Source organism: Streptomyces sp. NPDC029292, from assembly GCF_055569295.1.
In genome coordinates this window covers 142,673-166,248 of sequence record NZ_JBVHXR010000014.1, presented here as the reverse complement: position 1 = coordinate 166,248, position 23,576 = coordinate 142,673, and the positions used below count along the sequence as shown (strand labels likewise).

Annotated in this window: 20 protein-coding genes and 1 pseudogene; 14 read left to right on the top strand and 7 right to left on the bottom strand. The window is 70.1% G+C overall.

The window, feature by feature from the left end; all coding sequences use genetic code 11:
* Positions 1 to 49 precede the first annotated feature (49 nt).
* The 6 genes from ACZ4WS_RS28630 to ACZ4WS_RS28605 form a co-directional block, all read right to left on the bottom strand.
* Complete coding sequence (locus ACZ4WS_RS28630) at positions 50 to 1,039, bottom strand: zinc-dependent alcohol dehydrogenase family protein (protein WP_467984802.1); 990 nt, start codon at positions 1,037 to 1,039, stop codon at positions 50 to 52.
* Complete coding sequence (locus ACZ4WS_RS28625) at positions 1,036 to 1,884, bottom strand: carbohydrate ABC transporter permease (RefSeq protein WP_467984800.1); 849 nt, start codon at positions 1,882 to 1,884, stop codon at positions 1,036 to 1,038. Before ACZ4WS_RS28625 ends, ACZ4WS_RS28630 begins: the two co-directional genes overlap by 4 nt.
* Positions 1,881 to 2,819, bottom strand: coding sequence for a carbohydrate ABC transporter permease (locus ACZ4WS_RS28620; RefSeq protein ID WP_467984798.1), 939 nt, complete (start codon positions 2,817 to 2,819; stop codon positions 1,881 to 1,883). The genes ACZ4WS_RS28625 and ACZ4WS_RS28620 overlap by 4 nt, the downstream gene beginning before the upstream one ends.
* Positions 2,816 to 4,183: an ABC transporter substrate-binding protein gene (locus ACZ4WS_RS28615; protein WP_467984796.1), complete on the bottom strand. Its 1,368-nt coding sequence runs from the start codon at positions 4,181 to 4,183 to the stop codon at positions 2,816 to 2,818. Before ACZ4WS_RS28615 ends, ACZ4WS_RS28620 begins: the two co-directional genes overlap by 4 nt.
* A gap of 112 nt (positions 4,184 to 4,295) precedes the next feature.
* Entirely contained in the window at positions 4,296 to 5,066 is a 771-nt protein-coding gene (locus tag ACZ4WS_RS28610) for a DeoR/GlpR family DNA-binding transcription regulator (protein WP_467984794.1), read from the bottom strand.
* A gap of 275 nt (positions 5,067 to 5,341) precedes the next feature.
* A complete protein-coding gene (locus tag ACZ4WS_RS28605; protein ID WP_467984792.1) occupies positions 5,342 to 6,166 on the bottom strand; it encodes an NAD-dependent epimerase/dehydratase family protein in 825 nt (274 codons plus the stop codon).
* A 266-nt stretch (positions 6,167 to 6,432) separates the two neighbouring features.
* Here ACZ4WS_RS28605 and ACZ4WS_RS28600 point away from each other — a divergent pair, with 266 nt between their 5' ends.
* Both ACZ4WS_RS28600 and ACZ4WS_RS28595 read left to right on the top strand, forming a co-directional pair.
* The gene (locus ACZ4WS_RS28600) at positions 6,433 to 7,374 is read left to right on the top strand and encodes a 5-dehydro-4-deoxyglucarate dehydratase (protein WP_467984789.1); all 942 of its coding nucleotides are present in this window, start codon (positions 6,433 to 6,435) and stop codon (positions 7,372 to 7,374) included.
* A gap of 85 nt (positions 7,375 to 7,459) precedes the next feature.
* Complete coding sequence (locus tag ACZ4WS_RS28595) at positions 7,460 to 8,629, top strand: hypothetical protein (protein ID WP_467984787.1); 1,170 nt, start codon at positions 7,460 to 7,462, stop codon at positions 8,627 to 8,629.
* 120 nt (positions 8,630 to 8,749) lie between these two features.
* Here the strand turns inward: ACZ4WS_RS28595 and ACZ4WS_RS28590 are convergent, their stop codons facing one another.
* Positions 8,750 to 9,943 (bottom strand): MFS transporter, encoded by a 1,194-nt coding sequence (locus ACZ4WS_RS28590; RefSeq protein WP_467984785.1) that lies wholly within the window; start codon positions 9,941 to 9,943, stop codon positions 8,750 to 8,752.
* Positions 9,944 to 10,087: 144 nt separating this feature from the next.
* On the opposite strand from ACZ4WS_RS28590, the gene ACZ4WS_RS28585 reads away from it, so the two are divergent.
* The 12 genes and pseudogenes from ACZ4WS_RS28585 to ACZ4WS_RS28530 all read left to right on the top strand — a co-directional run bounded on the left by ACZ4WS_RS28585 (position 10,088) and on the right by ACZ4WS_RS28530 (position 23,558).
* A complete protein-coding gene (locus ACZ4WS_RS28585; RefSeq protein ID WP_467984783.1) occupies positions 10,088 to 10,684 on the top strand; it encodes a TIGR03086 family metal-binding protein in 597 nt (198 codons plus the stop codon).
* Positions 10,685 to 10,897: 213 nt separating this feature from the next.
* Positions 10,898 to 11,653: an MBL fold metallo-hydrolase gene (locus tag ACZ4WS_RS28580; protein WP_467984781.1), complete on the top strand. Its 756-nt coding sequence runs from the start codon at positions 10,898 to 10,900 to the stop codon at positions 11,651 to 11,653.
* Positions 11,654 to 11,816: 163 nt separating this feature from the next.
* Positions 11,817 to 12,473 carry a GntR family transcriptional regulator gene (locus ACZ4WS_RS28575; protein ID WP_467984779.1) on the top strand — a complete coding sequence of 219 codons (657 nt, stop codon included), beginning with the start codon at positions 11,817 to 11,819 and terminating at the stop codon, positions 12,471 to 12,473.
* Complete coding sequence (locus ACZ4WS_RS28570) at positions 12,470 to 13,378, top strand: dihydrodipicolinate synthase family protein (protein WP_467984777.1); 909 nt, start codon at positions 12,470 to 12,472, stop codon at positions 13,376 to 13,378. The genes ACZ4WS_RS28575 and ACZ4WS_RS28570 overlap by 4 nt, the downstream gene beginning before the upstream one ends.
* Entirely contained in the window at positions 13,375 to 15,096 is a 1,722-nt protein-coding gene (araD, locus tag ACZ4WS_RS28565; protein WP_467984775.1) for an L-arabinonate dehydratase, read from the top strand. Before ACZ4WS_RS28570 ends, araD begins: the two co-directional genes overlap by 4 nt.
* A 121-nt stretch (positions 15,097 to 15,217) precedes the next feature.
* On the top strand, positions 15,218 to 16,153 hold the full coding sequence (locus tag ACZ4WS_RS28560; protein WP_467984773.1) for a carbohydrate ABC transporter permease: 936 nt from the start codon (positions 15,218 to 15,220) through the stop codon (positions 16,151 to 16,153).
* Between the two features lie 68 nt (positions 16,154 to 16,221).
* Entirely contained in the window at positions 16,222 to 17,070 is an 849-nt protein-coding gene (locus ACZ4WS_RS28555) for a carbohydrate ABC transporter permease (RefSeq protein WP_467984995.1), read from the top strand.
* A gap of 35 nt (positions 17,071 to 17,105) precedes the next feature.
* The gene (locus ACZ4WS_RS28550) at positions 17,106 to 18,374 is read left to right on the top strand and encodes a pectate lyase family protein (RefSeq protein ID WP_467984993.1); all 1,269 of its coding nucleotides are present in this window, start codon (positions 17,106 to 17,108) and stop codon (positions 18,372 to 18,374) included.
* Complete coding sequence (locus ACZ4WS_RS28545) at positions 18,371 to 19,543, top strand: Gfo/Idh/MocA family protein (RefSeq protein ID WP_467984771.1); 1,173 nt, start codon at positions 18,371 to 18,373, stop codon at positions 19,541 to 19,543. Before ACZ4WS_RS28550 ends, ACZ4WS_RS28545 begins: the two co-directional genes overlap by 4 nt.
* On the top strand, positions 19,540 to 20,382 hold the full coding sequence (locus tag ACZ4WS_RS28540) for a DUF6807 domain-containing protein (protein WP_467984769.1): 843 nt from the start codon (positions 19,540 to 19,542) through the stop codon (positions 20,380 to 20,382). The genes ACZ4WS_RS28545 and ACZ4WS_RS28540 overlap by 4 nt, the downstream gene beginning before the upstream one ends.
* Positions 20,379 to 21,914, top strand: coding sequence for a glycoside hydrolase family 43 protein (locus ACZ4WS_RS28535; RefSeq protein ID WP_467984767.1), 1,536 nt, complete (start codon positions 20,379 to 20,381; stop codon positions 21,912 to 21,914). Before ACZ4WS_RS28540 ends, ACZ4WS_RS28535 begins: the two co-directional genes overlap by 4 nt.
* Before the next feature lie 40 nt (positions 21,915 to 21,954).
* Positions 21,955 to 23,558, top strand: a pseudogene (locus tag ACZ4WS_RS28530) (pectate lyase family protein).
* Positions 23,559 to 23,576 lie beyond the last annotated feature (18 nt).

The following is a 23,576-nucleotide window of genomic DNA, read 5'->3' as shown; positions in this document are numbered from 1 at the left end:
GACGGGTCACTCACGAAGCGGCAGCCCAGGCATGGGCGGGCAACGTTCTCTAGGGGACCACCACGATCTTCCTGCCGATCCCGGACGCGAACTGCTCCAGTGCCTGGGGGTACTGGTCCAGAGGCAGCCGGTCGCTGATGAAGATCTCGGGATCCAGGACCCCGTTCGCGAACAGCTCAGCCGCGCGTTCGAAGCTGTGGAGGACGGCCATGGAGCCGGTGATGGTGAGCTCCTGGTTATACATGCGGTACGGGTCGATCGTCACCCGGGTCGCGTAGTCGGCCACGCCGAACTGGAGGAAGGTGCCGGCCTTGGCGACCCGGTCCAGGCCGTCCTGGATCGCCGCGGCGTTCCCCGTGGCGTCGATGACCACGTCCCAGCCCTGCGGCCGGCCCAGCTCATCGGCGTTCGCGGCGGAGCCGGAGACCCCGAGGCGCTGGGCCGTGGACAGGCGCTCCCGGTTGAGGTCGACGACGTCCACGCTCGCCGCCCCCGTACGCTTCGCGAGCTCCAGCATCATCAGGCCCATGGTCCCGGAGCCGTAGATCAGGACATGTGCGCCGAGACGGGAGTTCAGGACGTCGTAGCCGCGTACGGCGCAGGAGAGTGGTTCGACGAGCGCCGCGTCCTGGGTGCGGACGTGCTCGGGGAGCTTCACGCAGTTGGCCACGGGGGCGACGGCGTACTGGGCCGCCCCGCCCGCCGTCGTCACGCCGATCGCGGCCCACCGCTCGCAGAGGTTGTTGTGGCCCGTACGGCAGTACCGGCACTCGTAGCAGTAGAGGGAGGGATCGACGGCGACTCGGTCGCCGACCGAGAGTTCCGTGACCTGGGTGCCGACCCCGACCACCTCGCCCGCGAACTCGTGCCCCGGCACGATCGGCAGCTTGGGCGCGAACTCGCCCTGGAGGATGTGCAGGTCCGTACCGCACAGGCCGCAGGCCGCGACCTCGACGACGACCTCGCGGGGGCCCGGCGTCGGGTCCGGGACCTCGGCCACGACGGCGCGACCGACGGACTCGATGACTGCGGCCTTCATTTCACGGCTCCCAACGACAGACCCTGGACCAGCTTGTCCTGGGCGGCGAACCCCGCGGCGAGCACCGGCAGGGAGATGACGAGCGACGCGGCGCACACCTTCGCCAGGAACAGGCCCTGGCTGGTGATGAAGCCGGTCAGGAAGACGGGGGCGGTCTCGGCGACCACACCCGTGAGCACTCGGGCGAAGAGGAGTTCGTTCCAGCTGAAGATGAAGCAGATGAGGGCGGTGGCGGCGATGCCCGGCAGGGCGATGGGGGCCACCACGCGCGCGAGGATCGTCGGGAGGCGCGCCCCGTCGATCTGGGCCGCCTCGATGACCGCCACCGGCACCTCGGCGAGGAACGACTGCATCATCCACACCGCGATCGGCAGGTTCATGGAGGTGTAGAGGATGACCAGGAGCCAGATGTTGTCCAGCATTCCCGTGTTCTTCGCGAAGAGGTAGATCGGGAGCAGGCCTGCCACCACCGGCAGCATCTTCGTCGACAGGAAGAAGAACAGGACGTCCGTCCACTTCTTCACCGGGCGGATCGACAGGGCGTACGCCGCCGGGAACGCCAGCAGCAGGACGCAGAGGGTGGAGACCGCTGATGCCACCGTGGAGTTGATCAGAGCGGGCCAGGGGCTCGCGCCGCCTCCCGTGCCGAAGAACTCGCGGTAGCCGTCGAGGGTGAGGGCGGCGCCGAAGGACGGCGGGTTGGTCGCCGCGTCCGACTCCGAGTGGAACGACGTCAGGGCCATCCAGGCGATGGGCAGGAAGAAGACGATTCCGGCCAGCCAGGCCACCAGGCCGAGGCCCGCTCCTTTACGGCGGGCACGTACGCGTACGGCGATGTCGCTCATGCGCGGGACACCTCCTCGCGGAACAGGGACGACACCACGCGCAGGGCGAAGGTCGCGATGATGATCGAACCGATGACGACCAGGACGCCCGCGGCCGAGGCGAGGCCGTTCTCGTGGGCCTGGTAGAAGCTCTGGTAGACGGTGTAGGGCAGGTTCGCGGTGCCCAGGCCGCCGGAGGTGAGCGTGAAGACCGCGTCGAAGTTCTGGACGATGTAGATCGAGCCCAGCAGGGCACCCAGTTCGAGGTAGCGGCGCAGGTGGGGGAGGGTCAGATGGCGGAAGATCTGCCAGTCGCTCGCGCCGTCCACCCGGGCGGCCTCGATCTGCTGGTGGTCGCGGCTCTGCAGCCCGGCCAGCAGGATCAGCATCATGAACGGTGTCCACTGCCAGACCAGGGAGGCCTCGACCGCCAGGAGCGGGGTGTTGGAGATCCAGTCCGGCTGCGGACCGCCGACGTAGTGCAACAGGCCGTTGAGCAGGCCGTATTCAGGGTTGTAGAGGACGTGCTTCCAGAGCAGTGCCGCCGCCACCGGGACCACCAGGAAGGGCGCGATGAGGAGCGTACGGACGATGCCTCGACCGCGGAACCTCCGGTCCAGGAGCAGGGCCAGACCCAGGCCCAGGATCAGGCTGACCAGGACCACGGTCACGGTCAGCAGGATCGTCGTCCAGACCGAGTGGCGCAGGTCCGGATCGGTCAGGACGTCCGAGTAGTTGCCGAGGCCCGTGAAGTGGCGGGCCTTCGGGTAGAGGGCGTTCCAGTCGAAGAAGGAGATCACCAGCGTGGCCACGAAGGGGAGCTGGGTCACGGCGATCATGAAGATCAGGGCGGGGAGCAGGGGGGCGCGGGTGGCCCAGGCGCGCAGTCGGCCGGAGGGCCTGCGCGCGGTGCGTACGGAAGCGGTCGCCAGGGGCGCTGTCGTTGCGGCGGTCATCGTCCCTCGTACTCCTTGGAGATCTTCTCGGCGAGTTTCTGGGACTTCTTCAGGGCCGACTCGACGGACTGGCGTCCGGCGATGGCCGCGCTGATCTCCTGCGAGACCTTGGTGCCGAGATCGGTGAACTCGGGGATGCCGACGAACTGGATGCCGGGCGCGGGACGCGGCTGCACCCCGGGGTCGCGCGGCCGGGCGCCCTCGATGGCGTCGCGCGTCGTGGCCTGGAAGGCCGCGGCCTCCTTGACGTAGGCGGCGTTCGCGTAGGTCGAGGCGCGCTTGCCGGCCGGGACGTTGGACCAGCCGATCGTGTCCCCGACCAGCTGCTCGTACTGCTTGCTGGAGGCCCAGGAGATGAACTTCCAGGCCTTGTCCGAGTTGTGGGAGGCCTTCTGGAGGCCCCAGGCCCAGGTGTAGAGCCAGCCGGAGGACTTGGTCTTCTCGACGGGCGCGGGTACGTAGCCGATCTTGCCCTTGACCGGGGAGTCGGATGCCTCCAGCGAGCCCGCCGCGGACGTGGCGTCGTACCACATGGCCGTCTTGCCCTGCGTCATGTTGTTGAGGCACTCGGCGAAGCCGGACTGGGCCGCGCCCGACTCACCGTGCTTGCGCACGAGGTCCACGTAGAACTTCGTCGCCTTTTCGAACTCGGGGGAGTCCAGGCGTGCCTTCCAGTCCTTGTCGAACCAGGTGCCTCCGAAGGTGTTCACGACGGTGGTGAGGGGGGCCATGAGCTCGCCCCAGCCGGGCAGGCCGCGCAGACAGATGCCCTTCATGCCGGACTCGGCGCCGTCGGCCTCGGCGGCGAGCTGTCCCACCTGCTCCCACGTGGGGTGCGCGGGCATGGTCAGGCCCTTCTTGGCGAACACGTCCTTGCGGTACATCAGGAAGGACGACTCGCCGTAGAACGGCTGCCCGTAGAGCTTGCCGTCGTCGGCCGTCAGGGACTGCCGCATGGGCGTGAGGATGTCCTGCTCGTCGTAGGCGCTGTCCTGACGCACATACGAGTCCATATCGTGCAGCCAGCCGTTCCTGGCGTAGATCGGTATCTCGTAGTTGGACAGCGTGGCGACGTCGTACTGGCCCGCCTGGTTGGCGAAGTCCTGGCTGATCTTGTCGCGGACGTCGTTCTCCGGCAGGACGGTGAAGTTCACCCTGATGCCGGTGTCTTTGGTGAAGTGGGCCTTGGTGAGCTTCTGCAGCTCCACCATCTGCGGGTTGTTGACCATCAGGACGTTGATGGAGTTGCCGCCTGAACCTGACCCGCCCGCTCCGACCCAACAGCCGGAGAGCAGCGGGGCGAGCAGCGTCCCTGCGGCGGCCGCGGCGAGTGCGCGCGACCTCCGTCGGCTCTGGGTTCGCATGGATCGCTCCTGGACGTATAGGGAGATAAAGGGCGTCTCCGGGTGTGGGCGTGCCCTTGAGGTGGGTGGGTTGGTCTTTCAAACGCGATTCGAGAGTGCGTGAGTTGGGTTTTCAGACTCGGATGACCTGGGGGCCTTGCAGTGAGTAGCGGTGCGCCTCGGGCGCAGGGAGCAGCGTGCTCGTGACGATCGCCTCCAAGGAGCTGATGTCGGCGAACCGACAGAAGCTGACCGCGCCGAACTTGGTGTGCACGCCCGCGAAGACCGTGCGCCGGGAGGCGCGGATCGCCTGTGCCTTGACCTCGCTGACCGCGGGGTCGGGGGTGGTCAGGCCGTGTTCGCGGGAGATGCCGTTGGCTCCGATGTAGGCGAGGTCGATGACGAAGCCCGCGAGCATCTTCGTCGTCCAGTGGTCCACGGTCGCGAGCGTGCCGGGGCGGACCCGGCCGCCGAGCAGCAGGACGCTCGTGTGGTCGGCCTCGGCGAGCGCGCCCGCTGTGGCCAGGGATGCGGTGACCACGGTCAGTGGCCGGTCCCGGGGCAGTGCCTCGGCGATGAGCTGCGGGGTGAACCCCTCGTCGACGAAGACCGTCTCGGCGTCCCCGAGGAGCTCGGCCGCCGCGGCCGCGATGCGGCGCTTCTCGGGCACATGGCTCGTGGTGCGGAAGGCGAGCGTCGTCTCGAAGCCGGCGCTCTCCACGGGATAGGCGCCGCCGTGGGTGCGGCGCACCAGGCCGTGGTCCTCCAGGGTGCGCAGATCCCGCCGTACGGTCTCCTTGGCGACGCCCAGTTCCGCGGCGAGCGCGGTGACGTCGACCGAGCCCGTGCGGCGCGCGGCCCGTACGATCTCGCGCTGTCGTTCTTCCGCTGTCATCGCCGTCATGGTCGTCACCCGCTCCCTCGCGCTCCGTCGCGCACTGCCCGTTCGGGCCCTGTGCGGCCCTTGAGGGAAGTTCTACAGCGGGTATCGGCCACTGACCAGGCCTGTTGCGTGCCCGATGCTGCCCGGCTGTGCCCGTATGGCGATACGGGTGCCCGCGGCGGACCTGGGGCGGAGCGGGTGCGAAGGTGGGATCGGGCACGGTTCGTGCCCGAAAACCGGAGCGGGCGGGCCCGTTCGGTGCCCGCCCGCTCTTGGTTCGTGCTCTCGCCGTGGCGTCAGTACGGCCAGATCGGCGGGTGCGTGGTGAAGTGGCCGCCCAGGTGGGCGTGGTCCGGGTTGGCCGGGTCCAGCTCGCCCTGCTCGGCGATGAGCTTCTCGGCGTACGGCTCGGAGTCGTCCTGCGGCTCGTAGCCGAGCGCCCGCGCGGTCGACAGGTCCCACCACAGGCGGGTGTTGGCGGACGAGCCGTAGACGACCGTGTGTCGCACGTCCTCGGCGGTCAGGGCCGCGTGGAAGAGGCGGGCGCCGTCCTCGGGGCTCATCCAGACGGAGAGCATGCGCACGCTGGTGGGCTCGGCGAAGCAGGAGCCGATGCGGACCGAGACCGTCTCCTGGCCGTACTTGTCCCAGTAGAACTGGGCCAGGTCCTCGCCGAAGGACTTGGACAGGCCGTAGAAGGTGTCCGGGCGGCGCGGGGCGTCGATCGGGATCAGCGCGCTGTCGTCGAAGGGGGCGTCTCCCTGGGGGCGCGGGGTGAAGCCCACCGCGTGGTTGGAGGAGGCGAAGACGATGCGGCGTACGCCTTCCTCGCGTGCCGCCTCGTACAGGTTGTACGTCCCCTCGATGTTCGCCTTGAGGATCTTCTCGAAGGAGGCCTCCAGGGAGATGCCCGCGAGGTGGATGATCGCGTCGACGCCCCGGACCGCCTCGCGCAGCGCGGCCCGGTCGGCGAGGTCCGCGGTGATCGCGTCCGGCTCGCCCTCGATGGGGAGCAGGTCGAGGAGGCGCAGCTCGTAGCCGTACTTCGGCAGCAGCCCCCGCATCAGGGTGCCGAGTCCGCCGGCGGCGCCGGTGAGCAGAACGGTGCGGGGAGCGGGCATCCTCGGGTCTCCTTGAATCGTCAGCCGTAGGCCGTGAGCCGTCAGCCATGGACCATGCGTATGCGTGTACGGCATTCACATCCATGGACACGCTAAGGATCACTGACGTGCTGCGTCAAGTGTCGCGCGGAGGCGGGGAATCCGCCTCCGTGTTGCGGGTTTGCCTGCTTGACCGGCCCCAAGGTCGCGCTTTAGCGTGGGCGCGTTCAGAAATATGGACGTGGATCAGAAACGTGCACCGGTGCGTGCCTGTTGAGGGAGAGTCCGTGACGTCAGCCCCCCTTGCCGCTCGGCTCAGCATCCCCAGCGGGCCGCTGTTCTTCCCCGTCACCGCGTACGGCCCCGACGGCTCCGTCGACCTCGATGTCTACCGGGAGCATGTGCGGCGCGGCGTCGAGGCCGGTGCCGCGGCCGTCTTCGCCTGCTGCGGCACCGGGGAGTTCCACGCGCTCACCCCCGAGGAGTTCGAGGCGTGCGTGCGGGTGGCTGTCGAGGCGGCGGAGGGGCGCGTGCCGGTGGTCGCGGGGGCCGGGTACGGGACCGCGCTCGCCGTGCGGTTCGCCCGGCTGGCGGAGGCCGCCGGGGCCGACGGGCTGCTAGCCATGCCGCCGTATCTCGTGGTGGCCGGGCAGGAAGGCCTGCTGCGGCACTATCGGGAGCTCGCCGCGGCGACCTCGTTGCCGGTCGTCGTCTATCAGCGCGACAACGCCGTGTTCACGCCCGAGACCGTGGTCGAGCTGGCGCGCACCGAGGGGATCATCGGGTTCAAGGACGGGGTGGGCGATCTGGACCTGATGCAGCGGATCGTGAGCGCGGTGCGCAGCGAAGTGCCGGGCGAGTTCCTGTACTTCAACGGGCTGCCGACGGCCGAGCTGACGGGGCTCGCGTACCGGGGCATCGGGATCACGCTGTACTCGTCCGCGGTGTTCTGCTTCGCTCCGGAGATCGCGCTGGCCTTTCACAAGGCGTTGAACGCCGGAGACGACGATGTGGTGAACCGGCTGGTCGACGGGTTCTACCGGCCGTTCGTCGATCTGCGGGCGCAGGGTCGGGGGTACGCGGTCTCGCTCGTCAAGGCGGGGGTCCGGCTGCGGGGGCTCGACGTCGGTGAGGTGCGACCGCCGCTGCACGAACCGGCCGAGGACCATGTCAAGCAGCTCGCGCAGCTGATCGAGCGTGGGTACGCGCTGCTCGAAGAGGGCGAGTGAGGCGTGTGAGGCACATGAGGCGCGTGAGGCGCGTGAGGAGCGTCAGGCGTGTGACGGTACTGGTGGGGCTTCTTGGGGAGGGTGTGTGAAGGCGTCCGCTTTCGTCTATCCGTGGGACGTCGTCGGGGATCCGGGGGCGGCCTCGTGGATCGCCGGGCTCGGGGTGCGGCAGGTGACCCTCGCGTCCGCGTACCACTCCACGCGGGCGTTGACGCCCCGGCATCCTCGCCATCGGATCGTCACCGCCTCGCACGCCGCCGTGTTGTATCCGGTGGCGGACGCGCGGTGGGAGGGGCGGTCGCTTCGGCCGTACGCGGCCGGGGAGTGGGCGCCCGGGGACGCGTACGGGGCGGCTGCCGCCGAGCTCGCGAAGGCCGGTCTCGAGGTCCACACCTGGGTGGTCCTCGCGCACAACTCCCGGCTGGGAGAGGAGCATCCGGACACGTCCGTCGTCAACGCCTACGGGGACCGGTATCCGTGGGCGCCGTGCATCGCGCAGGACGACACGCGGGCGTATCTGGTCGACCTCGCGGCCGAGGCCGCGGTGCGGCCCGGGGCCCGCGGTACGGAGCTGGAGTCACTGGGGTGGTACGGGCTCGCCCATCTGCACGCGCACGACAAGATCGGCGGGGTGGGGCTCGGGGACGCCGGGCAGTACCTGATGTCGTTGTGCTTCTGCGCGGTGTGCCGGCAGGGGTACGGGCGGCAGGGGCTCGACGCCGATGCGTTGGCGGTGGCCGTACGGGAGGCTCTGGAGCCGGTGTGGCGCGGGGCGCCGTCGGACGGGGGCTGGGCCGGGGTCGAGAAGCTGCTCGGGGCGGAGGCCGCGGGGGCCACGCGGGCGTGGCGTGACGGTGTGGCCCGTACGCTCCAGGAGGCGGCGGTCTCGGCAGTACGGGAGGCCGCGCCCGCCGGGTTCCAGGTGCTGCTGCACGCGGATCCGGTGTCGTACCACTGTGGCGCGAACGCCGGTGTCGATCCCGGGCACATTCTGTCCGTGGCGGACGGGGTGGTGGTGCCCTGCACGGGGGGTGCGGGCCTGTTGACGCCCTTCGCCGAGGCGGGTCGGGAGGGGAGTGTGCTGGCCGCCAACTTCACCGTGGTGTCGGGGATGGGGGGCCGGCCGGGCACGCTCGCCGCGGACGCGGCGCGTGCGGCTTCGTCGGGGGCGACGGAACTTCGGCTGTATCACGCCGGGTTGGCGTCGGACGGGGATCTGGAGACGGTGCGGGGGGCGTTGGCGGGGCTGGGCTGAGAGCGGTTTTCGCCCCGGACGGGCTAAAGGATTCAGCCCCTCCGGCGTTTGAGGAGCGGGGTCTGGGGCGGAGCCCCAGGTACGGGACGGGTAGGGGCGGAGGGGGCGAAAACCCCGCTCTTAGCCCCGTACCGGCGCCGAGCGTCCGCGCAGCAAAGGTGCCACCGTCACCAGGAGCGTCACGCCCAGGGTCACCACCAGGAGCCGGTAGTCGACCAGTTCGACCAGGGCGGCGCCGGCGGCCAGGCCGAGTGCGTTCGGGGCGTACAGGAGGGTGTTCGCGGTGGCGGTGGTGCGGCCCAGGAGGTGGTCCGGGGTCTCGTGCTGGACCGCGGTGTACGCCGCGATCAGGACACAGGGCAGCCCGACGCCCACGGCCGCGCTGGAGGCGAGGGCGACGACGTCGGACGGCACCGCGCGGAGCGCCACCGCGCAGGCCGTGAGCGCGATCCCGCACCCGGCGAAGCGGCGCTCACCCAGGTGGCGCAGCAGGGGGCCGGAGACGAGGCCGATGGTTACGGAGCCGGCGCCCTGGACGACGTACAGGAGGCCCACGTACGCGGGGGAGTGGCCCAGGCCCTCGACGACGGCGTAGATCGTCGCGCCGTTGAGGCCCGCGAAGAGCATGGTCGTACCCCCGGCCAGGACCAGCGGGCGCAGGCGGGCATGGTGCCAGAGGTAGCGGGTGCCCTCCGCCGTGAGGGTGCGCCAGCCCGCGGTGTCCCGCGCGGGCGGCGTCTCGCGGATGCGCAGCCGCGCGTACACGCCCGCCGCCAGCGCGAACGTCACCGCGTCCAGGAGGGCGACCCGCGCGCCGCCGTACGCCGCGTACAGGCCCGCCCCGGCGAGGGGAGCCAGCAGCTTCATGCTCTCGTTGGCCGTCATGCGCAGGCCGTTGAAGTCGCCGAGGAGGCGTTTGTCGACGGCCGTGGCGATCAGCGCCGACTCCGCCGCGTCGTGGACGACGCCCGTGGCCCCGTACAGCAGGAGCACGATGAAGAGGATCCAGAGGCGGCCCGGTGTGGTGACGGCGAAAAGCGTCAGCAGGACCACGGCCAGACCCAGGTTCGTCCAGATCAGGAGGGGGCCGCGGCGCGTGCGGTCCGCGAGGGTGCCCAAGGCGGGGCCGATCAGCGTAGGGGCCCAGAGGGCGAAGACGCAGAGGGCCGCCAGTCCGTTCGAGCCCGTCAGGTCCTTGACCCAGATGCCGGACGCCAGCCACATCGCCGATGTGCCGAAGCCGGAGATCACCACGGCGGCCAGGTACGACCCCGCGCTGCGGTCACTCAGAACGCGTGTCACCGTCCATGTCATGGCAGGTGATCGTGGTTCTAAGGCGGCCGTCCGGGGATCGGGCAGGTGCCTTAGGTGTGGGTGAACCGGTGCGCCGCGAGCGATGAGTTTCGGGCGCGTCCCCGGTCTACCCCATGAGCGAAGACAAGCTGTGAGGAGAAACGGATGACCGGCCGGACTCTCGACACTCTCGACCTCGGGCCGCAGGCCCTGATCGTGGCGCGCCTCGCGAGTGGTGTGACGGAGGCGCAGCTCGACGGTGCGACCCCCTGTCCGGGGTTCGCGGTGCACAACATGCTGGGGCATCTGGCCGGACTGGCCGTCGCCTTCCGTGACGCCGGGCGCAAGGACCTCGGGGTGACCACGGACACCAGCCCCGACGACGTCGTGCCCGACATCGGGCCCCGCTGGCGCGAGGAGCTGCCGAAGGCGCTCGACGAGCTCGCGGAGGCCTGGCGCGACCCGGCCGCCTGGACCGGTGAGACCCGGGCGGGCGGGGTGTCCCTGCCGGGTGCGGTGGCGGGTGCCGTCGCCGCCGACGAGCTGGTGGTGCACGGCTGGGATCTCGCGCGCGCCACCGGCCAGGAGTACGAGCCCGATGCCGGGGCCCTGCGGGCGTCGTACGAGTTCCTCGTCGCCGCTGCGGAGGACCCGAGCAGGGGCGGGGGCATCTTCGGGCCCGTGGTGCCGGTGCCGGACGACGCGCCGCTCCTCGACCGGGCGATCGGGTTCAGCGGCCGCGACCCCGGCTGGAAGCCGTAGAGCGCCGGTAGGGAGAAACTGTAAGCCGTAGAGCCCGGTATGGAGTAACTGGAAGCTGTAAAGCCCGGTATGGAGTAACTGGAAGCCGTGAAGCGCCGGTAGGGAGTAACCGGAAGCCGTGAAGCGCCGGTAGGGAGTAACCGGAAGCCGTGAAGCGCCGGTAGGGAGTAAAAGGAGGCGCCTGCGGGCGGAGCGACTCCGTACGCTCCCCGCATGCCCCTCACCCTCACCGTCCTCGGTACCGCCTCGCCCCACCCGGGTCCCGGCCGCCCCTGCTCCGGCTATCTGCTGAGCGGCGGGGGCGCCGAGGTGTGGGTCGACGCCGGGCCCGGGAGCTTCGCAGAGTTGCAGAGGCATACGCATCCGGCGGGTCTGAGCGCGATCTGGATCTCGCATCTGCACGCGGATCACTGTGCCGATCTGCTGGCCGCCCTTTACGGGCTTGCCTATGGCGGGCTCACTCCCGCCGCGCCGCTTCCCGTGTACGCGCCGGGCGACCTGGGGCAGCGGCTCGCCGGTTTCTTCGGGCAGGGGGATCCGGGGTTCCTGGGCGGGATCTTCGACTTCCGGACCCTGTACGACGGGCATGAGGCGCGCCTCGGCGGGCTGCGACTCCTCAGCCGGGCCGTCGTTCACGACACCGAGGCGTACGGGCTGCGGGCCGAGTGCGAGGGGAGTGTTCTCGCGTTCTCGGGGGACAGCGGGCCGTGCCCCGCGCTCACCGAACTCGCCACGGACGCGGACCTGTTCCTGTGCGAGGCCGACATCGACCGGCATCGCGATGGCGAACGGAGAGTTCATCTCACGCCCGAGGACGCCGGGGCCGTGGCCGAGGAGGCGAGCGTGCGTGAGCTGCTCGTCACCCACGTGGGACCCACGCTCACGCCGGAGTCGGCCACCGAACGCGCCGCCGCCGTCTTCGGCGGCCGGACCTCCACCGCCCGCGAGGGCGACATCAGGACCGTCTGAGGACCGCCCCTCCCTCGAGTCACTCCAACTTCTTTTGTCAGAAGCGTTGACGAAACACAGTCACGCTCCTACCTTCATCGCGTCGTACTTCGTACGTCATATATGAGACGCGATATGCGAGATCCGATACACCAGATCCGCACGTGAGATCCGAGAGGCGCGCATGACCTCTGTGCCCACCCCGATCCCGTCCCGCACGCAGTTCGTGCTGGAGGGGATCAAACACCGCATCCTCACCGGGCAGTTGACCCCGGGACAGGCTCTGGTCGAGACCGAGCTCGCCGCGCAGTTCGGGGTGTCGAAGACGCCCGTGCGCGAGGCGCTCAAGACCCTGGCCGGCACCGGGCTCGTCGTGATGAACCAGTACAAGGGCGTCACGGTGCGCATGGTGGACGCGGACATGGCGCGCGAGGTGTACGACGTGCGGCTGCTCCTCGAACCGGAAGCGCTGCGCCGGACCGTACGGCGCGAGGCGTCGCTCGCCGCCGCCCGCGACGCGCTGACCCGCGCCGACGACGCCTCCGACACCGCCGAACGCTCGCTCGCCAACCGGGAGTTCCACCGCGCCCTGTACGTGGCCTGCGGCAACCCGCTGCTCGGCCGGATGCTCGACGAAGTACGGGATCAGGCCGCGCTGGTGTCGGCGGTCGCCTGGGCGGCCAACCCGTCCTGGGAGCGCGAGGCCAGCGAACACCGGGAGATCCTGCGGCTCGCCCTCGACGGGGACGCCGACGGCGCTGCCGGTGCGCTGCACGCCCATATCGCGTCGTTCGTGCAACGGGCCTTCCCCCAGGGCCAGGAAGAGAATGGACAGGAATGACAGCGACGTACGAGACCCAGCGGGCGGCGCTCGCCGAGGTCGTGGCGATCCCGGTGACCCCCTTCGCCGAGGACGGCACGATCGACCGCGACACCCACCGGGCCCTGCTGCGTCGGCTGCTGGATGGCGGCGTCAAGACCCTCACCCCGAACGGCAACACTGGCGAGTTCTACACGCTGACCCCCGAAGAGCGGCAGCTGGTCACGGAGTTGACCATCGAGGAGACGGGGGACCGGGCCGCCATCCTGGTCGGGGTCGGGCACGACGTGCCGACCGCCGTTGCCTCGGCGCGGCACGCACGGGAGCTCGGGGCGGAGATGGTGATGGTCCACCAGCCCGTGCACCCGTATGTGTCGCAGGGCGGCTGGGTCGACTATCACCGGGCCGTCGCCGAGGCCGTACCGGAGCTGGGAGTCGTTCCCTACATCCGTAATCCGCTGCTCGCCGGTGCTCGGCTCGCCGAGCTCGCCGATGCCTGCCCGAATGTCATCGGGGTCAAGTACGCCGTGCCGGACGCCGCGGGCTTCGCCGCCTTCGCGCGGGACGCGGGGCTCGAACGGTTCGTGTGGGTGGCCGGGCTCGCCGAGCCGTACGCGCCCTCGTACTTCTCGGCCGGTGCCACCGGTTTCACCTCGGGGCTCGTGAACGTCGCCCCGTCCGTTTCGCTGAACATGATCGAAGCGCTTCGATCCGGCGACTACCGGGCCGCCATGAAGGTCTGGGAGCAGATCCGCCGCTTCGAGGAGCTGCGCGCGGCCAACGGCTCCGCCAACAACGTGACCGTGGTCAAGGAGGCGCTGGCCTCGCTCGGGCTGTGCCGCCGTGACGTCCGCCCGCCGAGCAAGTCGCTGCCGGAGTCCGAGCGGGCGGAAGTCGCCGCCATCGCCGCGGGGTGGTCCATATGAAGGGCCCGGAGGACCTCAGAAGCCACCAGTGGTACGGCACCGAGGGGCTGCGCTCCTTCAGCCACCGGGCCAGGACACGGCAGCTCGGCTATCTGCCCGAGGAGCACCTGGGCAAGCCGGTCATCGCGATCCTCAACACCTGGTCCGACATCAATCCGTGTCATGTGCATCTGCGGGACCGTGCGCAGGCCGTGAAGCGGGGGGTGTGGCAGGCCGGGGGCTTCCCGCTCGAATTCCCGGTGTCCACGCTGAGCGAGACCTTCCAGAAGCCGACCCCGATGCTCTACCGCAACATGCTCGCGATGGAGACCGAGGAGCTGCTGCGGTCGTATCCCGTGGACGGGGCCGTGCTGATGGGCGGCTGCGACAAGTCGACGCCCGCCCTGCTCATGGGGGCCGCGTCCGTCGACCTGCCCGCCGTCTTCGTGCCCGCCGGGCCCATGCTGCCGGGCCACTGGCGCAATGAAGTCCTCGGCTCCGGCACCGACATGTGGAAGTACTGGGACGACAAGCGCGCCGGTCTCATCGGGGACTGCGAGATGACCGAGCTGGAGAGCGGGCTCGCCCGGTCGCCGGGGCACTGCATGACCATGGGTACGGCGTCCACGCTCACGGCGGCCGCCGAGGCGCTCGGCGTCACCGTGCCCGGCGCGTCGAGCATTCCCGCCGTCGACTCGGGGCACGACCGGATGGCGGCCGCCGCCGGTCTGCGGATCGTCGAACTCGTCCGCAAGGACCGGAAGCTGTCCGACATCCTCACCGAGGAGGCGTTCGAGGACGCGGTGACGACCGTCCTCGGGCTCGGCGGCTCGACCAACGCCGTGATCCATCTGATCGCCATGGCCGGACGCGCGGGCGTCACGCTCACGCTCGACGACTTCGACCGGATCGCGCGGACCGTACCGGTGCTCGCCAACGTCCGGCCCGGCGGCCAGAGGTACCTCATGGAGGACTTCCACTTCGCCGGCGGCCTGCCCGGGTTCCTGTCGCGGATCACCGATCTGCTGCACCTGGACCGGCCGACGGTGTCGTACGACAGCCTGCGCGAGCAGCTGGCGAGTGCCCAGGTTCACAACGACGACGTCATCCGCACCCGGGACAACCCGGTCGCGGCCGAGGGCGGCGTCGCCGTCCTGCGCGGCAACCTCTGCCCCGACGGCGCCGTCATCAAGCACATCGCCGCCGAGCCGCACCTGCTCAGGCACACCGGTCCCGCGGTCGTCTTCGACGACTACAAGACCATGCAACGGACCATCAACGACCCGGAGCTGGGCATCACCGCGGACAGTGTGCTGGTGCTGCGCAACGCCGGGCCCAAGGGCGGTCCGGGCATGCCCGAGTACGGGATGCTGCCCATCCCCGACCACCTGCTCAAGCAGGGAGTGCGGGACATGGTGCGGATCTCCGACGCCCGGATGAGCGGCACGAGTTACGGCGCCTGTGTGCTGCATGTGGCACCCGAGTCGTACATCGGCGGCCCGCTCGCGCTGGTGCGGACCGGGGACACGATCACTCTGGACGTCGAGGCAAGGTCACTCCAACTCAACGTGGACGACGCGGAGTTGGAGCGCAGGAGGGTGGAGTGGACGCCGCCGCCCGTCCGTTACGAGCGAGGCTACGGCGCGCTCTACAACGAGCAGATCACCCAGGCGGACACCGGCTGCGACTTCGAGTTCCTGGCCAGGCCGGGCAAGGTGCAGGACCCGTACGCGGGCTGAACCACCCTCGGCCGCCCGCCATTTGGCCGAGATCTCGAACAACGTACGCGAAGCGCTTCACCACAAGAACGCACCGGAAGCACCACCCCGCACGAGAACGCCCGAGAAACGGAGAACAGTCATGGCCCAAGCCGCAGCCGTGGCGAAACCGCCCGCGCCACCCCGGCGGCGCCGTGCCTCCGCGACCCCGCGCAGGCTCCCGTATCTGCTGATCGCCCCGGCGGCACTGCTGATGCTGGGTTTCATCGCCTACCCCGTCATCAGCGTCTTCTACTACAGCCTGCAGAACTACAACCCGACCAAGCCGTGGCGCAACGGCTTCGCGGGCTTCGACAACTTCACGCACGCCTTCACCAACGACCCCCAGTTCTGGGACACGCTGACCTTCAGCGCCAAGTGGGTCATCGTCGAGGTGGGCCTGCAGCTGCTGTTCGGCCTGGCACTCGCGCTGATCGTCAACCAGACCTTCGTGGGGCGGGCCGTCGGGCGCGCGCTGGTCTTCTCGCCGTGGGCCGTCTCCGGCGTGCTGACCTCCGCGATCTGGGTGCTGCTCTACAACTCCCAGACAGGCATCACCCGTTACCTCGCCGACGCGGGTATAGGGCAGTACGGCACCAGCTGGCTGTCGGACACCTCCACCGTCTTCCCGGCCGCCGTGGTCGCGGACCTGTGGCGCGGTGTCCCCTTCTTCGCCATCCTGATCCTCGCCGATCTCCAGTCCGTCTCCAAGGACCTGTACGAGGCCGCCGAGGTCGACGGCGCCAGCCGCTTCCGGCAGTTCCTGCACATCACGCTGCCGCACCTCAAGGACGCGATCATCCTGTCCACGCTGCTGCGCGCGGTGTGGGAGTTCAACAACGTCGACCTGCTCTACACGCTCACGGGCGGTGGTCCCGCGGGCGAGACGACGACCCTCCCGCTCTACATCGCCAACACCAGCGTCGACGCGCACAACTTCGGTTACGCGTCCGCCCTGACCACGGTCGCGTTCGTGATTCTGCTGTTCTGCTCGATCGTCTACCTGCGACTGAGCAAGTTCGGAGGTGGGGACAAGTGATTACCGAGGACGCCCAGTCCAACACCCGCACGGTCGTCGTGCCGGGCACCCCGGAGTCCGGCACGGGCATCGCCGTCCCGGTGCGCCCCGCGAAGAACCACCGTGCCTGGGACGAGGTCCCGCGCTGGCAGATCTACGTCCCCCTCGGCATCTACCTGCTCTTCACCCTGATCCCCTTCTACTGGATCCTGCTCTTCGCGCTGCGCCCGGCCGGTTCGACCTCGCTCGTGCCGTGGCCCATGACCTTCGAGCACTTCGACAAGGTGTGGAACGAGCGCAGCTTCGGGACCTACTTCCAGAACAGCGTGCTCATCGCCGTCGCCACCCTGGTGATGACCACGATCGTCGCCCTCGCCGGCGGTTACGCCCTCGCCCGCTTCGACTTCAAGGTCAAGCGCGGCTTCATGCTGGCCCTGCTCTGCTCCCAGTTCGTCCCGGGCGCGCTGCTCCTGGTCCCGCTCTTCCAGATCTTCGCCAAGCTCCAGATGATCAACTCGCTGGGCAGTGTCATCATCGCCGAGACGGTCTTCCAGCTGCCGCTGTCGATGATCCTCATCAGCGGGTTCATCAGGAACGTCCCGTACTCCCTGGAAGAGGCCGCCTGGGTCGACGGCTGCAACCGCTTCGACGCCTTCCGGATCGTCGTGCTCCCGCTGCTGCGGCCCGGGCTGATCGCCGTCGGCTCCTTCGCCTTCGTGCACGCCTGGAACCACTTCCTGTTCGCCCTGATGTTCCTCAGCGACCAGAGCAAGCAGACCATCCCCGTCGGCCTCAACACCCTGATGAGCTCCGACAGCGTCGACCTGGGTGCCCTCGCGGCGGGCGGCATCATCGCCGCCGTACCCGTGGTCATCGTCTTCGCCTTCATCCAGAAGTGGCTGATCACCGGCTTCAGCGCAGGGGCGGTGAAGGGATGAGCTCCGGGAAGAGACATCTTCTTCAAGTGGCTGCCATGGTCGGCCTGTTGGGAGCGGTGCTCAGCACCCCGGCCGGCGCCGACGCCCGGGACATCAGCCGCGACACCCTGGCCACGGACGACGGCTGGGCCGCGGCCGAGGGCGGCACCACCGGCGGTGCCGCCGCCGACGACGCGCACGTCTTCACCGTACGGACGCGGGCCGAACTGGTCCGCGCCCTCGACGGCGGCAGCGCCACCCCGAAGATCATCAGGATCGCGGGGACCATCGACGCCAACACCGACGACGACGGACATCACCTGGACTGCGACGACTACGCGACCGACGGGTACAGCGTGAAGACGTACCTGGCCGCCTACGACCCGCGCACCTGGGGCTCGGCCAAGCCCTCCGGCCCGCAGGAGGAGGCCCGGCAGGCCTCGGCCGCCGCGCAGGCCGAGCGCGTCGAACTCCTCGTCGGCTCCAACACGACCATTCTCGGCCTCGGCTCCGGTGCCGTGCTGAAGGGCGGGAGCCTCCAGGTCAAGAACGCGGACAACGTCATCGTCCGCAACCTCGAACTCCGCGACGCCTACGACTGCTTCCCCGTTTGGCAGCCCAACACCGGCGGCCTGGGCGACTGGAAGACGTCGTACGACACCCTCTGGCTCAGCGGCGCCACGCACGTCTGGGTCGACCACATCACCGCGAGCGACAAGGGTCACCCCGACGAGGACGAGCCCACCTACTTCGGCCGCAACTACCTGCGTCACGACGGCCTGTTGGACATCACCACGGGCTCCGACCTGGTCACCGTCTCCTGGAGCCGGTTCGCCGACCACGACAAGGCGATGCTGCTCGGCAACAGCGACGCGGCGACCGGCGACCGCGGCAAGCTCCGCGTCACCCTGCACCACAACGAGTTCGAGGGCGTCGTCCAGCGCGCGCCGCGCGTCCGCTACGGGCAGGTGCACGTCTACGACAACCGGTACGTCGTGCCCGAAGGCGCCGACTACCGCTACTCGATCGGCGTCTCCACCGAATCGGCGATCTACGCGGAGAACAACGCCTTCACCACCCCCGGCCACGTCGAGGTCGCCGACCTCGTGAAGAGCTGGAACGGCACGGCCCTGCACCAGACCGGGACGCTCTTCAACGGCTTCCCCGTCGACCTGCTGGCCATCTACAACGCGTACAACTCCGGCAGCGAGCGCGACCTGACGGCCGATGTCGGCTGGACGCCCACGCTGCACGGGGAGATCGACAGCGCCCGGCAGGCCGACCGCGACGTACAGCGCGGCGCGGGCGCGGGGAGGATCCGATGAACACGGCCGCCACGAAGGAAACCCCCCTGCCCGTCGTCCTCGCGGGCGCCCGCGGTCACGGCCGCTGGCACCTGCGCAACCTCCGCCGTCTCCAGGACAAGGGGCTCGTACGGCTCGCGGGCATCTGCGAGCTGACCCCGCTCACCGAGGAGGAACTCAAGGAGGACTTCGAGGGCGAACTTCCCGAGCAGTCCGCCGACTTCGGCGCCCTCCTCGACTCCACCGGCGCCGCGATCGCCGTGATCTGCACGCCCATCCCCACCCACACCGACCTGGCGCTGATCGCCGCCGAAAAGGGCGTACACCTGCTGCTGGAGAAGCCGCCCGCGCCGTCGTACGCGGAGTTCCGCAGGATGGCCGACGGGGTCGCCGCGGCCGGAGTCGTCTGTCAGATCGGCTTCCAGTCGCTGGGCTCGCACGCCGTGCCCGCGATCCGGGGGCTGATCGCCCAGGGCGCGCTCGGCAGGGTGTGCGGGATCGGCGGGGCGGGGGCCTGGGCGCGCGACGAGGCGTACTACCGGCGTGCGCCGTGGGCGGGCAAGCGCCGCCTGAACGGCGTGGACGTGGTCGACGGGGTCCTGACGAACCCCCTCGCGCACGCTGTCGCCACGGCCCTCGCGCTGGACGGCGCCACCCGCGCCGAGGACGTCACCGCGATCGAGACCGAGCTGCTGCGCGCCAACGACATCGAGTCCGACGACACCTCGTGCGTGCGCGTCGTCACCGCGACGAGCCGCATCACCGTCGCCGCGACACTCTGCGCCGAGCGGCCCGACGAGCCGTATGTCCTCGTGCACGGCACCCAGGGGCGCATCACCTTCTGGTACAAGCAGGACCGGGTGCTCGTGCAGCGTTCCGGGCGTGGCCCCGAGGAGATCGAGTACGGCCGGACGGACCTGCTGGAGAACCTGGTCGCGCATCTGACCGACGGCGCCGAACTGCTGGTCACGCCCGAGTCGACGGGCGCCTTCATGAGGGTTGTGGAAGCGATTCGACAGGCGCCCGACCCGGTCGCGCTGCCCGACGACGCCTGGGAGCTGCTCCCCGGCGAGAACCGCCGGGTGGTCCGCGGCATCGACGGACTCGTCGCGGCCGCCGCCGACACCCTCGCCCTCTACTCCGAGCTGGGCGCCTCCTGGGCGCTCCCGAACGAGGTGAGCACCGGATGAACAACGAGTCGCTGGTCCTGCGCATCGCGGGCCGCCCCGTCGGCCGTTACATCACCCGCCCTGCACTGCCGCCCCGGCTCTCGCCGCGTCCGTATCTGCACCCCGTCACCACCCTGGCCGGCACGGCCGTCACCGAGCTCAGCCCCGCCGACCACGCACACCACCTCGGCGTCGGTGTCGCCGTTCCCGACGTCGAGGGGCACAACTTCTGGGGCGGGCGCACCTATGTGCGCGACCAGGGGCCCACCGAGCTGGACAATCACGGCGCCCAGCGGCACTCCGGCTTCCAGCTGCGCGACCCCGACGGCTTCGTGGAGGAGCTGCGCTGGGTGGCCGCGGGCGGCGAGCTGCTGCGCGAGCGCCGTACGGTCGCCGCGATCGAACTCACCGACACCGCCTGGGCGTTGGACTTCACTTTCTCGCTCACGAACACGACGGGGCAGGTGCTCTCCCTCGGCAGCCCCGCCACCAACGGGCGGCCCGGCGCGGCCTACGGCGGCTTCTTCTGGCGGGCCCGCAAGGAGGCCGAGACGCCGCGCGTGTTCACCGCCGACACCGAGGGCGAGGACGCGGTCCACGGCGCCCGCGCCGACTGGCTCGCCCTCGCGGGCGCCACCTGGACGCTCGTCTTCGCCGGGGCCACCGACGCGACCCGCCGTGACCCGTGGTTCGTGCGCACCGCCGAGTACCCGGGCGTGGGCTCCTCCCTCGCGCACGACGCACGGCTGCCGATCGCGTCCGGGGAGACGGTCGTACGCCGGGTCGTCACCGTCGTCGCGGACGGCAGCCTCGACCGGAGCGAAGCCGCGGCGCTCGTACGGAAGGCGGTGAGCCCATGAACAGCGCGTTCAGCGCGGACCGCGGGGACGGCACCTACCGCAACCCCGTCCTCGACGCCGACTGGTCCGACCCCGACCTCGTCCGCGTCGGCGACGACTTCTACCTCACCGCCTCCAGCTTCGGCCGCGCCCCGGGCCTGCCCCTGCTGCACTCCCGCGACCTCGTCAACTGGACGCTCGTCGGCCACGCCCTCCAACGCCTCGAACCCGCAGGCGAGTTCAGGAAGCCCCGGCACGACTGCGGAGTGTGGGCGCCCTCCCTGCGCCACCACGACGACCGCTTCTGGATCTTCTGGGGCGACCCCGACCACGGCATCTTCCAGGTCAACGCCCCCGAGATCCGCGGCCCTTGGACCCGGCCGCACCTGGTCAAGGAGGGCAAGGGGCTCATCGACGCCTGCCCGCTGTGGGACGAGGAGACCGGCGAGGCGTATCTCGTGCACGCCTGGGCCAAGTCCCGCGCGGGCGTGAAGAACCGGCTCACCGGACACCGGATGCGGCCCGACGCCACCGGACTGCTCGACGAGGGCAAGCTGATCGTCGACGCCGACCGCCTGCCCGGCTGGTTCACGCTCGAAGGGCCCAAGCTCTACCGGCACGACGGCTGGTTCTGGATCTTCGCCCCGGCCGGGGGAGTGGAGACCGGCTGGCAGGGCGCCTTCCGCTCGCGCGGCTTCTTCGGCCCGTACGAGGAGCGGATCGTCCTGGAGCAGGGCGACACCGAGGTCAACGGCCCGCACCAGGGCGGCTGGGTGCGCACGGCGAGCGGCGAGGACTGGTTCGCGCACTTCCAGCAGCGCGGCCCGTACGGCCGTGTCGTCCACCTCCAGCCGATGCGCTGGGGCGCGGACGGCTGGCCGGTGCTCGGTGACGAGGGCGCCCCCGTCACCGTACACAAGAAGCCGGACCTGCCGTCGCAGCCGCCGTCCGCGCCCGCCACCGACGACGACTTCCCCGGCGGCCGGTACGGGCGCCAGTGGCAGTGGACCGCCAACCCGCAGGACGGCTGGGCCACCCAGCACTCCGGGGACGGGCTGCGGCTGAGCTGTGTACGGACGGTCGACGCGCACGATCTGCGCAAGCTGCCGAACCTGCTCACCCAGCGGCTGCCCGGCATCACCGCCACCGTCGAGGTGGAGCTGCGGCTCGACAGCGAGGAACCGGGCGCGCGGGCGGGTCTCGCGGTGCTCGGGGACGCGTTCAGCTGGATCGGGCTCCAGCGGGACACCGACGGTTCGGTGCGGCTCGTGCACCGGTTCGCCGAGTCGGTCGCCGAGAGGGAGCGCGACGCCGCGCATCCGCTGGAGGCGCCCGAGGGGCGGGCCAGGCTCTGGATCGAGATCGGCGCGGGGGCGCGCTGCCGCTTCTCGTACGACGTGGGAGACGGCCGGGAGTCCTCCGGCCAGGTCTTCGCCGCCACCCCCTGGCGCTGGGTCGGCGCCCTGCTCGGACTCTTCGCGCTCGCGCCCGTCGGCGGGGGACACGCCGGCGCGGCCACGTTCACTCAGTTCCGCATCACCGTGACCCCCTGAGGGTCGATTCCTGCCATCCGTACGCCTGTTGGGAGCCGCAATGACGCACCTCCATAGCAAGCGCTTGCCAGGTCCAGGCCTGGGGAGAACCCTGGCCGCCGTCGTGGGGCTGGTGGCGGCCCTGACCTTGGGGGCTGTCGGCCAGGCGAAGGCCGCCGACTCCGCACCGAAAGCCCTTACAGCGGTGAATCGTTGGACCGATCAGCCGCATGGTTTCGCCTCCCTCGACGGCGGCACCAGCGGCGGCGCGGGCGGCAAGGTCGTCACGGTCACCGACCAGGCCTCGCTGGCCAAGTACGCGGCCGCCGAGGAGCCGTACGTCATCCGGGTCTCGGGGGCCCTCACCGTCGAACCCTTCGGCTCCGACATCGTCGTGACCTCGAACAAGACGATCATCGGCGTCGGCGACTCCGGCGAGATCGTCCACGGGGAGCTGCACCTCAACCCCGGCACACACAACGTGATCATCCGCAATCTGACGATCCGGGACTCGTACGTCGAGGGCGACTGGGACGGCAAGACACAGGACTTCGACGCGATCCAGATGGACACCGTCGACCACGTGTGGATCGACCACAACCGCTTCACGCACATGGGCGACGGGCTGCTCGACATCCGCAAGGACAGCCAGTACATCACCGTCTCCTACAACCAGTTCACCCACCACAACAAGGCGTTCGGGATCGGCTGGACGTCCAATGTGCTGACGCAGATCACCATCGACCACAACTGGTTCAGCGGTACGAAGCAGCGCAATCCGTCCGCCGACAACTGCGCCTACGCGCACCTCTACAACAACTATCTGTCGGCCCAGGTGGCGGACGGCGATCCGGTCTGGACGTACGGCAACTGGTCGCGCGGCCACACCAGGATGGTCATCGAGAACAGCTATTACGACGGGGTCCAGCACCCCTATCAGGCCGATGACACGGCCGAGTTGGTGCAGCGCGGGTCCATTCTGAAGAACACCACCGGACGGCACGACGCGTGGGGCACGGCCTTCGATCCGCACGACTTCTACGCCTATCGGCTGGACCCCGCGGCCGCCGTTCCCGCGCTGGTTCGTAAGTTCTCAGGTCCGCAATCGCGGATCGGCACCCTGCTGGACGTGCCCGCCGACTACCCGACCGTCCAGGCGGCCGTGGACGCCGTACCCGACGGCAACAGCAACGACTTCGACGAGGCCGCGTACGAGTACAGCGGTGAGCAGGCGCCGGCCATGGGGGCGTCCCTGTGAGGCGCCCTCATGGCCAGTGGGTGGGTGCAACCAGGACACCCTGTTGGCCCGACCCCAGCGTTGAGGCGGGGCTCCGGTCATCGCTGACTTGGCTGCCGCCACCGGGTATTGCCGAACGTAGCCGATCAACTACCCCGAGGTGGGGTGGTTCGCCGGAAAGGGCCGACGCCGTCGCCGATGTGCTGATCCGCGACACCGAGCTGCCGGCCGCGGTCAAGTCCTCGCCGTGGACCGACATGAGCGGCTTCTCGTGGAAGGGCGCGCGGTTCGCCGAATACCGCACGTACGGACCGGGTTCCGCCGTCACCGCCGACCGGTCGCAGCTGTCGGACGCCGACGCGGCCACTCACACGGTCGCCGACTACCTCGCAGGCACGGACGGTTGGGCGCCGTATGCCCGCCGCTGACAAGACCCCACAACCCCG

What these genes read in the sequence shown, in the direction of transcription:
- ACZ4WS_RS28630 (WP_467984802.1), bottom strand. Translation starts at nt 1,039, where the DNA reads ATGAAGGCCGCAGTCATCGAGTCCGTCGGTCGCGCCGTCGTGGCCGAG.
- ACZ4WS_RS28625 (WP_467984800.1), bottom strand. Translation starts at nt 1,884, where the DNA reads ATGAGCGACATCGCCGTACGCGTACGTGCCCGCCGTAAAGGAGCGGGC.
- ACZ4WS_RS28620 (WP_467984798.1), bottom strand. Translation starts at nt 2,819, where the DNA reads ATGACCGCCGCAACGACAGCGCCCCTGGCGACCGCTTCCGTACGCACC.
- ACZ4WS_RS28615 (WP_467984796.1), bottom strand. Translation starts at nt 4,183, where the DNA reads ATGCGAACCCAGAGCCGACGGAGGTCGCGCGCACTCGCCGCGGCCGCC.
- ACZ4WS_RS28610 (WP_467984794.1), bottom strand. Translation starts at nt 5,066, where the DNA reads ATGACGGCGATGACAGCGGAAGAACGACAGCGCGAGATCGTACGGGCC.
- ACZ4WS_RS28605 (WP_467984792.1), bottom strand. Translation starts at nt 6,166, where the DNA reads ATGCCCGCTCCCCGCACCGTTCTGCTCACCGGCGCCGCCGGCGGACTC.
- ACZ4WS_RS28590 (WP_467984785.1), bottom strand. Translation starts at nt 9,943, where the DNA reads ATGACATGGACGGTGACACGCGTTCTGAGTGACCGCAGCGCGGGGTCG.
- ACZ4WS_RS28585 (WP_467984783.1), top strand. Translation starts at nt 10,088, where the DNA reads ATGACCGGCCGGACTCTCGACACTCTCGACCTCGGGCCGCAGGCCCTG.
- ACZ4WS_RS28580 (WP_467984781.1), top strand. Translation starts at nt 10,898, where the DNA reads ATGCCCCTCACCCTCACCGTCCTCGGTACCGCCTCGCCCCACCCGGGT.
- ACZ4WS_RS28575 (WP_467984779.1), top strand. Translation starts at nt 11,817, where the DNA reads ATGACCTCTGTGCCCACCCCGATCCCGTCCCGCACGCAGTTCGTGCTG.
- ACZ4WS_RS28570 (WP_467984777.1), top strand. Translation starts at nt 12,470, where the DNA reads ATGACAGCGACGTACGAGACCCAGCGGGCGGCGCTCGCCGAGGTCGTG.
- araD (WP_467984775.1), top strand. Translation starts at nt 13,375, where the DNA reads ATGAAGGGCCCGGAGGACCTCAGAAGCCACCAGTGGTACGGCACCGAG.
- ACZ4WS_RS28560 (WP_467984773.1), top strand. Translation starts at nt 15,218, where the DNA reads ATGGCCCAAGCCGCAGCCGTGGCGAAACCGCCCGCGCCACCCCGGCGG.
- ACZ4WS_RS28550 (WP_467984993.1), top strand. Translation starts at nt 17,106, where the DNA reads ATGGTCGGCCTGTTGGGAGCGGTGCTCAGCACCCCGGCCGGCGCCGAC.
- ACZ4WS_RS28545 (WP_467984771.1), top strand. Translation starts at nt 18,371, where the DNA reads ATGAACACGGCCGCCACGAAGGAAACCCCCCTGCCCGTCGTCCTCGCG.
- ACZ4WS_RS28540 (WP_467984769.1), top strand. Translation starts at nt 19,540, where the DNA reads ATGAACAACGAGTCGCTGGTCCTGCGCATCGCGGGCCGCCCCGTCGGC.
- ACZ4WS_RS28535 (WP_467984767.1), top strand. Translation starts at nt 20,379, where the DNA reads ATGAACAGCGCGTTCAGCGCGGACCGCGGGGACGGCACCTACCGCAAC.